Origin of the sequence: Rufibacter psychrotolerans, from assembly GCF_016924645.1 — a bacterium.
GTDB classification, from domain to species: Bacteria; Bacteroidota; Bacteroidia; order Cytophagales; family Hymenobacteraceae; genus Nibribacter; species Nibribacter psychrotolerans.
On record NZ_JAFFJV010000001.1, the window covers coordinates 493,338 to 507,181 of the forward strand.

Sequence of the window (13,844 nt, forward strand, 5' to 3'; positions counted from 1 at the left end):
TGCTCAGAAAGTCACGGATGTAAATCCGCGCCATAATGGGCCAATACCAGAACCGCCATGCTGCCCCACCAGCCGCCACGTAGCGTCATGAGGAGGCGGGTGTGTCCGTTACTGCCTTTTCGGCCTACTTTGTCCAAAACGGGTCTAAAACGCTTTCTGCTCTTTTACCGCATTTTCCGTTCATTCTTCAAGCTTCATCCAGCATCTCACTGCCTTTTCCGGTTTATACAAGTTTTTGGTAAAACAAGCCTGAAACAAATGCAATGGGTTATAAACCCACAAAACATTGCGGTAATAGAAGCTTTACAAAAGCATAACTGCCCCAAGTCGGCCTTAAACACCCCAGTCCACTACTTTTGAAGTGTCAAAACCAAGGGCGTCTTGCTTATAGGAAAATTACCATTTTCTGCCCGTCACCCGCTGGTCAACCCGTCACCATCGGCACTTTCTAACTTACCATAAACAGACTACTCCACCATGAGACAACGTTTACGTCCTTCTACCAAGAGGATAAACCTGAGCCCCCGCACGCTGCTTTTGGGGGTTTCATTGCTGGCCCTGCCTCCCCTGGCAGAGGCGCAGAATCTTACCTCGGAATCAGTGGGGAAGGAGGCTCACCTATCCCCCCAGACCGTTCTGGCCCAAACTAATCCCGCAGCCGGCAACGTGCCCCAGCAGGCCAAGACCATTGTGGCACTGCGCAACCAGCAAACCGAAAGAGTCAGAATCTCGGGTACCGTTTCTTCCGCCGAGATGGGCACCATGCCGGGCGTGGTGATCACCTCCAACGGAACAGCCCTAGGCGCCACCGGTGCTGATGGTTCTTTCTCCATCCAGGTGCCTAAGGGCGCAGAAGTGGTGTTCTCGTTTGTGGGCTACACCTCCCTCAAAAGAACCTTCACGCAGAACGAGGCAGCGGTTACCATAAACCTGGTGCAGGACAGTCAGCAGCTCAATGAAGTAGTAGTAACTGCCCTTGGTATTAAGCGGGAGCAGAAAGCGTTGGGATACGCGACGCAGACGGTCACCAGCGAAGCCTTGACCGATGCCATGCCCAACAACTTCGCGCAGGCCCTGTCTGGAAAAGTGGCCGGTTTGAACCTGGTTTCTCCGGGCTCGGGACCGGTGAACTCTACCCGAATCAGTTTACGGGGCGACAACTCCCTGAACCCGGGCGGAAACAATGCCCTCATTGTGTTAGACGGCGTGCCCATGAGCAGCGGCATGACCAGCTCGGGGGTAGACAATGCGTATGGGGCTGGCTCCGGTGCGGACATTCCGGTGGACTTCGGGAACGGCATTGCCGACATCAACCCGAATGACATTGAAAGCATCACCGTCCTGAAAGGCCCTAGCGCCGCAGCGCTTTACGGAAGCCGGGCAGCCAACGGAGCCTTGATCATCACCACCAAATCGGGTTCACGCCGCACCAAGGGCATTGGCGTTACGGTGAACACCAACATCAGCTTCAATGATGTGCTTAAATGGCCCGATTACCAGTATGAATATGGCCAGGGCACTGGCAAGTCCTTTAAGGATGGGGAGCCTTATTACTCCTACGGGGCCTCTGAAGACGGCGCCAACACCGGCAGTACCAGCAGTGCGTTCGGGCCTAAATTCAACGGCCAGTATTATTACCAGTATGACCCTACGCTGGAAGGCCAATCGGCCGAAAGGCAACTTTGGAGACCTTACAAAGATAATATCAAGGGGTTCTTCAGAACGGGGTACACCCTCACCAACAACGTAGCGCTGGAGGGCGGGGGAGAGCACGGGTCGGCCAGGGCTTCCATCACGCACTCCAAAAACGAGTGGATCATGCCCAACACCGGGTATGAGCGCTTAACCGCCGCCCTGAGCTTGAACTACAACATTTCTGATAAACTGAAGTTTACTTCCAAAGTAAACTTCACCAACAAAAAGAGCGACAACCTGCCCGGTACAGGGTACAGCAACCAGTCCATTGCGTACTTTATGATCTTCCAGAACCCCAATGTGGATCTGGCCTGGTACAAGCCCAGGTGGAAGAATGGGCGAGAGCAAGTGGAGCAGATCCATCCGTTCAGCTCGTACATAGACAATCCGTACGTGATCGCGTATGAGATGACCAACTCGCTGAACAACTACTCAACCGTTGGGAACATAGCGGCTACGTATGAGTTCTCCCCCAAGCTGGATTTGATGGTTCGCTCGGGTATTGACTTAACGGCCGAGGACCGCGGCATGCGCCGCCCGTTCAATTCAGCCAACTTCCCGTACGGCTACTACAAAGAGCAGAACATCTTTGACTTTGAGATCAATACAGACGCCTTGCTGACCTACAAAGAGCAGCTAGGAAGCAGGATAGATGTGAGAACCTCGGTAGGTGGGAACCTGCGCAACCAGCGGTATCGGGGTACGGATGGAGTGATTGACGGCATGGTGAGTCCGGCGGTGTACAAGCTGTCAAATGGTTTGAGCACCCCCATGATGACCACGCATCATAGAAACAGGAAAGTGAACAGCTTGTACGCCTTGGCCGCTTTCTCTTTTGAAGACAAGATCTTTGTGGACCTCACTGCCCGCAATGACTGGTCCAGTACGTTACCCATTCAAAACAGCTCTTTCTTCTATCCTTCCATTAGCACCAGCTTTATCTTGAGTGATCTGTTCAGATTGCCTACGGCTGTTTCTTTTGCTAAACTGCGGATGTCTGCTGCCCAGGTAGGAAATGATACGGACCCCTACAGAACCAGAAAATACTACAACCAGAGTGAGTTTGCGGGCTCCGGGTCTGTGCCCACCACCCTCTACAACAAAGATTTCAAGCCTGAGATCACCACCAGCTATGAGGCAGGGCTAGAGTTTATGCTGTTCACCGGTCGCCTTGGCTTTGACGCCACCGTGTACAGAAACTACACCAAAAACCAGATCCTGGAGATTCCCATTGACCCCACCACCGGCTACACCAGAGCCGTCTTGAACGCGGGGGAAGTGAGAAACCAAGGGGTGGAATTAGTATTGAACGCCAGACCCATAGAGCTCCCCAATTTCTCCTGGAGATCTACGGTTACCTGGTCCAAGAACAGCAACAAGGTGCTGAAACTGGCCGATGGTATTGAAGACCAGCAGGTGTTGGGCGTGGGTGGCCAGGCCTCCATCATTGCCAAAGTGGGCGGTACCACCGGTGACATCTACGGGTTCGGGTTTGTGCGAAGCCCCGATGGCCAGATTGTGTACGATGAGAGCGGTTTACCCGCCTATCCAGACGAAGTACAATACATAGGCAACGCCTACGCCGACTGGAAAGGCGGTTTCCTGAACGAATTTAAATACAGAAACTTCCGGTTCAGCTTTCTGCTGGATGGTTCTTACGGAGGCATCGTCTATTCCCAGACCCACCACAAAATGTCTGAGCAAGGCAAGCTGAAGCACACTTTGATGGGCCGCGAGGAAGGCTACATCATTGGCGACGGCGTGGTGCTGAACGGCGATGGTACCTATACCCAGAATACTAAAAAAGTAAACCCCGCCGACTATTACACCCGCTATTACCGCCGCGCCAACGTGGAGTCTAACTCCTTTGACGCCTCTTACCTGAAGCTGCGGGAAGTGCGTCTGGAGTACAACTTACCTGCCTCTTTCCTGAGCAAAACCAAATTCCTCAACGGCGCCAGCATTGCCCTCTACGGCCGCGATCTGGCCATGCTCACCAACTTCCCCATGTTTGACCCAGAAACGGCGGCCCTCAACGGGAGCAACATCATGCCCGGTATTGAAATGGGGCAGATGCCTTCTACCAGAACCATGGGCATGAACGTGACGCTCAAATTCTAAAACCCCTCAGAGATTAGTCATTCACAAAAAAGCGACAGAACTCCCGGCGGTCTTGCTTTGCCGGCGGGCAGTTCTTCCAAAGAACCAGGAACCATGATATCTATAAAGAAGACCTTTGTTTTACTCGCTGCTTTTGGGTGCTTCACTACCGCCTGCACCGATGATTTCGAGGAGATCAACACAGACCCTAACCGGATTGAACTGATCAGCCCCGGCACCTTGCTCAACCCCATCCTCTATGAGATGAACAGCTTCAACGCCAACCGGGCCGATGACTTCACCTTTGACCTCATGCAGGTGGCGCTTCCGTTCCCCAGTGCTTCGGGCGGCATTCACCGCTATGATGTCACGGAGAATTCCGGCAGCTCCACCTGGAACACCTACTACCGCTGGCTAACCAACATCAAAGAAATGCACGACGCGGCCGTGATAGCTGGTGATCCTAACTACGAAGCCATTGCGCTGACCTTAAACGCTTGGGGGTACTCTTTACTGACAGATAGCTTTGGCGATGTGCCCATGGAAGATGCCAGCCGGGGCGAAGAGGGGCTTCTGTATCCTGCTTTCAATACTCAGAAAGAGATCTACACCAAAATTCTCGCCGACCTGGAAAGGGCCAGTACCTTGTTTGATCCGGTCAAGTCCATGATCTACGGGGATGATATCTTGTATCACAAAGATGTGGCTAAATGGCGTAAGTTCTGTAACTCCCTTCGGTTGAGGTTGCTGCTGAGGGTTTCCAAAAGAGAAGAAATGAACGCTGCGGCCAAGATGGCCGAAATCCTTAACAACCCTACCAAGTACCCGGTATTCACGTCCAACGCAGATGCGGCCATTCTGCAGATATCTGGCATTCCGCCCATGGTATCCCCCTGGGGACGGGCCGTAGACTTCAGAACCGGTAGGGCGGCGTCTTCCTTCTTCATTGATCACCTGAACGCCCTGGATGATCCCCGTCTGGAAAAGTTCTTTATCAAGGCAACCTCTAAAGACGGTAAAACCCAGATTGGCTACAGGGGTATTCCCAGTGGGTATGAAGGAAGCGACACCCAGTTCAACTTTGCTCCCTCTACGTTCAACATTGCCCTGGTAACCACGCCTATGATCACCGTGATGATGCCCTACGCCGAGGTGGAGTTTATCAAAGCGGAACTGGCCCAGAAAGGCATTGTGCCTGGCGATGCCAAAGCTGCCTATGAAAAAGGCGTAAAAGCCGCCATTGAGCAGTGGGGAGCCGTGCTGCCCGCAGATTACTTCACCAACCCGGCGGCGGCGTACAACGGCACGTTTGAGCAGATCATGCTGCAGAAGTACCTGGCCTTGTTCTTTGTGGATTATCAGCAGTGGTTTGAATACCGCCGCACAGGTTTCCCGGTACTGCCCACCACCAATGCCATGATGAACAACAAAGTGGTGCCGGTGCGCTTCAGATACCCCACTACTGTGCAAACCAACAACCCAGAGAACTACAGAAAAGCCGTGGAGATGATGGGCACCGATGACATCAATACCAAGGTTTGGTGGGAAAAATAAGTTTGCTGTTTTTACCAAAGAATTAAGTGCTTAAGCCTGCTGCGTTTCCAGATTCTGGTAAGCAGCAGGCTTTCCCAAACTATACCCTAACAGAAATCTGCTATGATCAAGCTCCCTCTGAAAAACGTACTTCCTATCAAGCTTCTTTTTAGTTTCCTCCTAGGAGTACAAGTCCATGCGATGGCACAAGAACACATCAGCCTTACCAATTACAGTTTCAAACCCGGCTCCACCGAGGTGGGGAAAGTAGTGCTGGCACCCGCGTCCAAAACGAAGGTGACCTTGGTAGGAAAATCAGCCAGTCTATTCACCTTGGGCAAAGACAACACCTTAAAACTGAAGAAACCCCTCGTTGATCCTTGGGTGGAGGTTGTGCTGGCCGTAGGGCATGGGCAGAACACAGTCCAGGATACCTTCCGCATTGTCAGAGACGAATTCATCACCAACCGGGTGGTGGCCCACCGCGGCGCCTGGAAGAACACCGGGGCTACGGAGAATTCCATCGGCGCCCTACAGCACGCCATCAAGCTGGGCTGCGCCGGGAGCGAGTTTGACGTGCACATGTCTTCAGACTCGGTGCTGTTTGTGCACCATGACCACGATGTAAACGGCACCCATATTGAGAAAACCCCGGCCGCTGAACTAGCCAAACTGAAGCTGCCGAACGGTGAATATTTGCCCACGCTGGAGGCCTATTTGCAAGCCGGATTAAACCAGAACAAAACCAAGCTGATCCTGGAGATCAAACCGTCTAGTATCAGCAAGGAGCGGGGGCAGGCCCTGGCCCGCAAAGTGGTGGAAACGGTGCAGAAACACAAAGCGCAGGGTTGGGTAGACTACATCAGCTTTGACTATGCCATCTGCAAGAAAGTAATGGAACTGGAACCCTCGGCCAAGGTGGCGTACCTCAACGGCGAGAAAACTCCCGCCGAGCTTGCTAAAGACAAAATGTACGGCTTCGATTACCACCAGAACGTGGTGAAGAAAAATCCGCAGTGGATAGAGGAGGCCCACGCCCTGAACCTCACCGTCAACGTCTGGACAGTCAACGCTCCAGACATGATGGACTGGCTTCTGGAGCGCAAAGCCGATTTCATCACCACCAACGAGCCCGAAATCCTGCTGGAGAAAGTACGTAAACTGACCTCCAAGTAGCGGGCTACTCTTCGTGCTACTTCCTGCTTGCTGGCTACCAAAAGCCACCATTCTGGTTCACCGTTGCGGTTTACGGCTGTTTTGCCCAAAGAAGGCATAAAACGGCAACCTTCTGATTAAAACTTAAAGGCCTGTTTCAAGGCCCATTCCCCTAATCTTACCATCTATCAAATTCTCACACATGTTTAGAAGAAAATTCCTCCAAAGCTTAGGTACCCTGGGGCTTGGTTTAACCTTGCCTATGGGCGCTGTGCAGGCGCAAGCCGTCAAAAAAGCCACCGACCAGAAAGTTGATCTGTCCGCGGTGGGCATCAAAGGCAAAGTGCAGGCGGGAGGCAAAGGAATTCCTGGCGTAGTGGTCACCGATGGCATCAACCTGGTCACTACGGATAAATCAGGGCGGTACACCCTGGAAAGCAACGCCACCGCTCAGTTTGTGTACATCTCGGTGCCTCGCGGCTACGAGATTCCTCAGGAGAAAGGCGTGGCCAGATTCTACCAGCCCATTCCGGCCGGTAAGTCCAGCTTCACCGCCGATTTTGAGCTGCAGAAACTGGCGCAGGACGATACCAAACACAATTTTGTCGTGTGGGCCGATCCGCAGATGATCAACAAGAAAGACGCCGAGGAACTGGTGAACGTATCGGCGCCGGATCTGAAGAAACTGGTGGACGGCTACGGCAAAGACACGCTGTTCCACGGCATCGGGTGCGGCGACCTGGTGTGGGATAAGTTTGAGCTGTTTGAGGACTACCAGAAAGCCATCGGGATCTCCGGTATTCCGTTTTTCCAGGTCATCGGGAACCACGACATGGACCTCACCGCCCGCACCGACGACGGCTCTGGTGATACGTTCAAAAAGCTGTTCGGACCAACGTACTACTCCTTCAACCGCGGCGAGGTGCACTACGTGGTGCTGGACGATGTCTTCTTCATCGGCACGGCCAAACGCTACATCGGGTACCTCACGGAACGGCAATTGCAGTGGCTGGAGCAGGACTTGAGTTATGTGAAGCCCGGCAGCATGGTGGTGGTATCGGTGCACATTCCGGTGAACAGCGGGGAGAAAAGACGCATGAAGCTCAAAGACGAATCGCTGGGCGGCGTGGTGTCTAACCGCAAGGAATTGTACCGGCTCTTGAAGCCTTACAAAGCCCACATCATGTCGGGACACACGCACATCTGCGAGAAAGTGATAGAAGGCGACATCATTGAACACACCCACGGAGCCGTGTGCGGTGCCTGGTGGACCGGCCCCATCTGTACCGATGGTTCGCCCAGCGGCTACGGGGTGTACGAGGTGAACGGCTCGGAGCTGAAATGGTACTACAAATCAGTGGGCCACGACCGCGACCACCAGTTCAGGATCTACCCGAAAGGCACGGTGAAGGACCGCCCCGAGGAAGTGGTGGTGAACGTCTGGAACTGGGACCCGGAGTGGAAAGTAGAGTGGTTTGAAGACGGAATGCGCAAAGGCGAAATGAAGCAGGAGGTGGGCCTGGACCCGCTCTCGGTGCAACTGCACGCCGGGCCAAACCTTCCCGCCAAGCACAAGTGGGTAGACCCAACCATGACCGATCATTTGTTCTGGGCCAAACCCTCGGCGGGCGCCAAGCAAATCAAAATTGAAGTGACTGACCGGTTTGGGAAGGTGTACACCCAATCGCAGGCAGTATAGCGTTCCCTTTTCTCATGTGATGGGCTGCGGAAATCCTTAGGTTTCTGCAGCCCATTTGTGTGTATCTATCGGCATAAGGCTTTTCTGTTTCTGAATTGTTTTCACGAGAACAGGCCTAAAAGGAAGGTGTCTACTTGCGTCAAGGCTGATGAATTACGTTACTCCCATCCCTCGCTCGCCTCTGGCGAGTGTGAGTTATTTGGTGGCCTCTGGCCACCGTGAACCGACTTGCGAGTTCATTCAATTTAAGCATAGCGGCGAGACGCCGCCCGATGACTCACACTCGCCAGAGGCGAGCGAGGGTGTAAATAGTAACGAATAGTATAGGCAAATGAAAAATCGTGATGTCAGGCTAAAGCGGGTGCAATGGGCATACCCTAGCATAATCTTGTTTCAGGCCTGATTTTCTGATTTAGGGCGTAAAACAAGAAGAGCAGAAAAGGCTAGGTTAGGCGCGGCAAACCTGCTATTTTAGAGGAATTACCATTGCCAACCTTCATGTCATCGCCTTTCCTTTCCCTACGTAATGTGACGGTCCGTCACCTGAACCATGTTATTTTCCGGGATCTTTCCTTTGAGGCGCAGAAAGGCCAGCACTGGGCCGTGGTAGGGGAGAGTGGCTCGGGGAAAACCAGTTTGCTGCAGGCCATCGCCGGAAAACTGAGCGTGGTGGGCGGAGAAGTGACGCATGCCTTCTACCAGGAGTATGTGCAGGAGCATGCCGTTTCTGACCCACTTTTTACATTCAAGGACTTAATCAGCGAAGTGGGCCAACGCCATTCCTTCAAGAATTTCTCCACCAACAGCAGCAACTTCTACTATCAGCAGCGCTACCACGCCACCGATGTGGAGGACGCGCCCACGGTGGAAGATTACCTGAGTTCTACCCGTCCAGTAGAGGAGGGAGATGCCTACTGGACGTACGCGCAAGTGGTGGAGACTTTCGCTTTACAGGAGTTGCTCTCGAAGGAGTTGATCAAGCTATCCAACGGCGAGACCAAGCGTTTGCTGATGGCGGCGGCCCTGCTAAAAAATCCCAAACTGTTGCTCCTGGATATGCCGCTCACCGGTTTGGACGTGGCTTCCCGCGCGAACTTTAACCACTTGCTAACCCAGATTATCGCCTCCGGCGTGACCGTGGTAATGGCGACGACAGCAGATGAAGTTCCCCCGGCTATCACGCACGTGGTGGTTTTGCATCAGGGGAAACTGGTGTCGGCCCAGGCCAGGAAAAGTTTTGACCAAAATGGCTTCCAACCTGATTCCCACGAGAACATCGACCTGAACTTACTGAAAGAGTTGCTGTCCTCCGAATTGCCCTCTGAGTTTGACACCATTGTGGAGTTGAAAAATGTGTCGGTGGAATACGGTGGAAAAGCGGTGCTCCAACAAGTGAACTGGAAGATACAGCAAGGCGAACGCTGGGCGCTGCTGGGACCCAACGGTGCTGGTAAAACTACCTTGCTCAGCCTCCTGAACGGCGACAATCCGCAGGCATTTTCCAAAGACATCACGTTGTTTGATCGCAAGCGCGGTACTGGCGAAACCATCTGGGACATCAAAAAGAAAATCGGGTTTGTATCACCGGAGCTGTTTCAGTTTTTCCCGTATCAGCAGACCTGTCTACAGGTAGTAGAGTCTGGCCTGTACGATACCTTGGGCCTGTTCAAAAAAAGCGTGCCCGAGAATGCCGCCAAAGCCATGAAGTGGCTGGAGTTGCTGGGAATAGGGCAGGAGGCGCAAAAGAATCTTCGGCTGGAGCCGGCCAGCACGCAGCGGCTTTGTTTATTGGCCCGCGCCCTCATCAAGAATCCTCCGTTGTTGATCCTGGACGAGCCTTGCCAGGGGATGGATGCCCAGCAGCAACACCGCTTCCAGCAGATCATGGAGGCCATCTGCGCCCACAGCAACACCACGCTCATCTACGTGACGCATTACCAACGAGAAATCCCGAACTGCGTGACCAGGATGCTGAAACTGGAGAATGGAAAGGTTGTTCAGGCAACCGGGAGTGCCTGCATCAGCTAAAGAGGCAAAGCAAGCGTAACTTACGCTTTCCCTTCCTCCAGGTGCACGTAATACCGGGTAATCTTATTCCACTGCAGATCCTGAAAACCGGCCCAGCCGCCTTCTGAAATCAAGGTGTTCAACAGGCCCCGGCCCCCCGATTGGTCGCCCTGGTTGTTGGGTTTCTCGTCGCGGCCAATCTCAAAGCCGTAGATGGTATTTCCTTCGCGCAGTACCCGGAACGTGCTGGTGGCCTCATCGGTGAAAAAGTGCTTTACCTCACTGCCTTCCTGGGGTTGTTTCTGGGGCTCCGGTTTGGGGCACGGGCGAACAACAAACTGTGCGGCATCTTCTTCCTCGGTGACTTCAATGACGGTCACCCAGTTCTCAATGTTGGTGGCGGGCAGAATGATCTGCACGTAGTCGCCCAGCTGTACCCTGGACCGGGCCGTAGGGTGTCCCTGCGCATCGTACAGTTGGAAGGTAGAATTGATGCCCTCCAGGGTGGACCAGCGGTTCACGTCGAACAGTTTCTGCTTGGTGCGCGCAAACTCGCGCCGGGCCGTGGCCTCATCTTCAAAGGAGTTCTCGTTCTGGAAGAATTTGTCCTTGGCATCCTGGCCCTTCAGTACCTCCCATTCTTTTTTGATCTTGTTCAGAAAATCAGTGATGACCATGGTGCTCTGGTTACGTGTGAAAAAGGTAGTACGGGACCAGGCGAACGAGGTTAAGCGCAAAAAGGCAGGTTTAGGCTGTTTTCTGCCCATTTCCAGGAAAACAACCCAAATTCAGATTTCCGGGGAGGAGTTTTTTCTGGACGTGCTCCCAGTGCAAATCACCCGTTTTAGGGCTACTTTCCAGAAAACAGCCCTAAAACTGGATTACTTCACCGGCGAGACTTGGGCAATACCATCCAGCACCGGCCTGATCTGGTTGGCCTGCTGCATCATCTGGTACAGCTGATCGGTCTCGCCGTTTAAGAGGTGCTGATGGAATTGCTGCAGGTGCTTAATGTACTCGGCCAGGGCGTGGCTCAGGAAATGGGCGTTCTGCTCAAAGATGGGCGCCCACATATCGGGGGAGCTTTTGGCCAGACGCACCGTTGAGGCGAAACCCGAGCCTGCCAGCGTGAAGATGTTGCGCTCGTCTTTCTCCACGTCCAGCACGGTCAAGCCCAGTAGAAACGAGCTCACGTGCGAGAGGTGAGACACGTAGGCCACGTGCTTGTCGTGCTCCTCGGGCTGCATGTAAATGGTTTTGAGGCCCAGCAAAGAAAACAGTTCTTCGGCGGTAGAAAGGGCGTGCTCAGAAGAAAGCTCTTTCTCGCAGATGATGTTCATTTTGCCCTGGTACAAGCCTTCCAGTGCGGCGGTGGGCCCCGAGTATTCGGTACCGGCAATGGGGTGGGCAGCTACAAACTGGGCCCGGTGGCGGTGCTCGCGTACGGCCTCGCAGAGCAGGCTTTTGGTAGAACCCAGGTCAATGACCACCGTTTGCGGCGGAACCATGTCCAACAGGGAAGGCAGCAGTTTCTGAATAGCCGATACCGGAATGGCCACCAGCATCACATCAGACACGGCGGCGGCTTCTGCCAGCGGCAGGATGCGGTCTACAATGCCTAGTTCCAGGGCTTTGGCCGCGTTTTCGGGGTTTTGGTCCACGCCAATCAGTTCCTGCGCAAATCCTGCCTTTCTGATGTCTATAGCCGCCGAACCGCCAATAAGACCGGTTCCTATGATGGAGATGGTTTTCATGTATGTAAGCGTACTCTCAAGTAAAAGACGAAGGTACTACAACTTTTTAGATCGTCTTTCATGTAAGAGCGGCCTTTGCGGTGATGAAAATAGAAAGCTCCGGTTTCAGGGCTCTTTTCAGAAAAGTAGCCCTGAAACCGGAGCTTTCCTCGGGAGCAGACGCACCGCTCTGCTAAATATCCACCATCAGTTCTTTGTACTCGGGGTGGCGTTTCACATAGGCTTCCACCACGGGGCAGGAGGCAATGAATTTGAGCTGGTTGCCTTTCACGTACTCCAGGGCGGTTTTCACCAGTTCATCGGCCAGGCCCTGGCCGCGGTGGTCTTCGGGCACGTAGGTGTAGTCCAGGTCCAGTTCTTCGTTGTCGGTGAGGGAGTAGGTGAGTTCGGCCTCTTCCTCGCCCAGCGCAATGTAGAACCTAAGATCGTCTTCGTCATGAATCACTTGCTGCTTGCTCATATCGGTTAGCGTTAGGATTTCCTATACGGCGGAAGCGAGAGATGTGCCGAAAATCCGTATTTTCTCCCGGGCGAAACGCCGGTGCGGGAGCAACAGAAAAGCGGAGGGGGCGGTAAAAGAAGCTGGCGCCGGGTCCTAAATTCCTGTTTAACCCTTCCCACGCATAACAAGACGGTATGAACTACATTGACCTCCTGCTTCTGTTTATTTTCCTGACCAACCTCTGGACGGGCTGGTACCGCGGCTTTTTGTACGGCGTGCTGGATTTTGTGCGCTGGGTAGGCAGCCTTTTCATAGGGCTCACTTTTTACCCCTACGTGGCCGAGTGGTTGCAGAAACTGGTAGACTGGAACGAGATGTGGCTCCTGCCGCTTTCTTTTTTCCTGGTGGCCATGGTGGCCAGCTTAGGCATTCAGGCACTTGCCGAGTGGGTACTTTCCAGGTTTCCCCGCCACATTCAGACGCATAAAGGCAACCAGGTGCTAGGGTTGTTGCCGGGTTTGCTGAACGGTTTTGTGACTGCCGCCATTGTGGTTTTCCTGCTCACGGCTTTCCCGCTGCCGGAGAACGTGCAAGACGAGGTGCAGGAGAGTGCCCTGGCCACCCGCATGGCGTCTTACACAGAAAAAGCCGAGATGGCGTTCGCGCCCATCTTTGAGAAAGCCGCCAATCGCACCATGCAGAAACTCACGGTAAACCCGGGCTCGCAGGAGATGATTGAGCTGCCGTACAAAGTAACCCGCATGAAGCCCCGGCCCGATCTGGAGGCCGAGATGCTGGAACTGGTAAACCGGGAACGCGCCAAGGAAAACCTGGAGCCGCTGAGGGCAGATACGCTCCTCCGGGCCGTGGCCCGCCGTCATTCCGAAGACATGTTCCGCCGCGGTTATTTCTCCCACTACACCCCCGAGGGCTGGAGTCCTTTTGACCGTATCCGGAAAGCCCGCGTTCCGTTCCGCTTGGCCGGCGAGAATCTGGCGCTTGCCCCTACCTTAACCATCGCGCACGAAGGATTGATGAACTCACCGGGGCACCGGGCCAACATTCTGCGCGACCGGTTTGGCCGGGTAGGCATAGGTATTCTACAGGGCAGCGATAGGCGCCTGATGATCACCCAGAATTTCAGGAATTGAGTTTTAGGCCCGTTTTCCGCAAAGTGGGCAAAAAGGGAAATGATCCTTGCCTAAAGTTGCATTTAGGAGATTAGTGCCTTATTATTGCACAAGTAGATCCACTTTTGAGCTGGCATCTGTTTAAAGGCATAATCCTTTCTGTGTTCTTTAGATGCTTTGGCCAGGATCACGTCTCATCAAGAATGCTCCGTCTTCAGCCCTATATCGCTAGTTTTCTGCTTCTGCTCTTTTGCCAGGTAATGGTACCGGAGGCAGCGTTATTGGCGCTGCATGATCACGAGCATACCGAGGCGCATGATGAACAACTG

9 protein-coding genes are annotated in these 13,844 nt (G+C 53.6%); 6 read left to right on the top strand and 3 right to left on the bottom strand.

What is annotated here, in order from left to right:
• Nucleotides 1-477: 477 nt before the first annotated feature.
• From JT718_RS01945 to JT718_RS01965, 5 genes are all read left to right on the top strand, one after another.
• On the top strand, nucleotides 478-3,816 hold the full coding sequence (locus tag JT718_RS01945; RefSeq protein WP_205499984.1) for a SusC/RagA family TonB-linked outer membrane protein: 3,339 nt from the start codon (nucleotides 478-480) through the stop codon (nucleotides 3,814-3,816).
• 93 nt (nucleotides 3,817-3,909) lie between these two features.
• Complete coding sequence (locus tag JT718_RS01950; protein WP_205499985.1) at nucleotides 3,910-5,349, top strand: SusD/RagB family nutrient-binding outer membrane lipoprotein; 1,440 nt, start codon at nucleotides 3,910-3,912, stop codon at nucleotides 5,347-5,349.
• A gap of 180 nt (nucleotides 5,350-5,529) precedes the next feature.
• Nucleotides 5,530-6,504: a glycerophosphodiester phosphodiesterase gene (locus tag JT718_RS01955; protein WP_205499986.1), complete on the top strand. Its 975-nt coding sequence runs from the start codon at nucleotides 5,530-5,532 to the stop codon at nucleotides 6,502-6,504.
• A gap of 181 nt (nucleotides 6,505-6,685) precedes the next feature.
• A complete protein-coding gene (locus JT718_RS01960) occupies nucleotides 6,686-8,182 on the top strand; it encodes a calcineurin-like phosphoesterase C-terminal domain-containing protein (RefSeq protein WP_240336859.1) in 1,497 nt (498 codons plus the stop codon).
• Nucleotides 8,183-8,680: 498 nt separating this feature from the next.
• Complete coding sequence (locus JT718_RS01965; protein WP_205499987.1) at nucleotides 8,681-10,210, top strand: ATP-binding cassette domain-containing protein; 1,530 nt, start codon at nucleotides 8,681-8,683, stop codon at nucleotides 10,208-10,210.
• A 20-nt stretch (nucleotides 10,211-10,230) separates the two neighbouring features.
• Here the strand turns inward: JT718_RS01965 and JT718_RS01970 are convergent, their stop codons facing one another.
• From JT718_RS01970 to JT718_RS01980, 3 genes are all read right to left on the bottom strand, one after another.
• The gene (locus JT718_RS01970; protein ID WP_240336860.1) at nucleotides 10,231-10,926 is read right to left on the bottom strand and encodes a hypothetical protein; all 696 of its coding nucleotides are present in this window, start codon (nucleotides 10,924-10,926) and stop codon (nucleotides 10,231-10,233) included.
• A gap of 144 nt (nucleotides 10,927-11,070) precedes the next feature.
• Entirely contained in the window at nucleotides 11,071-11,943 is an 873-nt protein-coding gene (locus JT718_RS01975; protein ID WP_205499988.1) for a prephenate dehydrogenase, read from the bottom strand.
• Nucleotides 11,944-12,115: 172 nt separating this feature from the next.
• Entirely contained in the window at nucleotides 12,116-12,403 is a 288-nt protein-coding gene (locus JT718_RS01980; RefSeq protein WP_205499989.1) for a GNAT family N-acetyltransferase, read from the bottom strand.
• Between the two features lie 176 nt (nucleotides 12,404-12,579).
• On the opposite strand from JT718_RS01980, the gene JT718_RS01985 reads away from it, so the two are divergent.
• Nucleotides 12,580-13,536, top strand: coding sequence for a CvpA family protein (locus tag JT718_RS01985; RefSeq protein ID WP_205499990.1), 957 nt, complete (start codon nucleotides 12,580-12,582; stop codon nucleotides 13,534-13,536).
• Nucleotides 13,537-13,844: the final 308 nt, after the last annotated feature.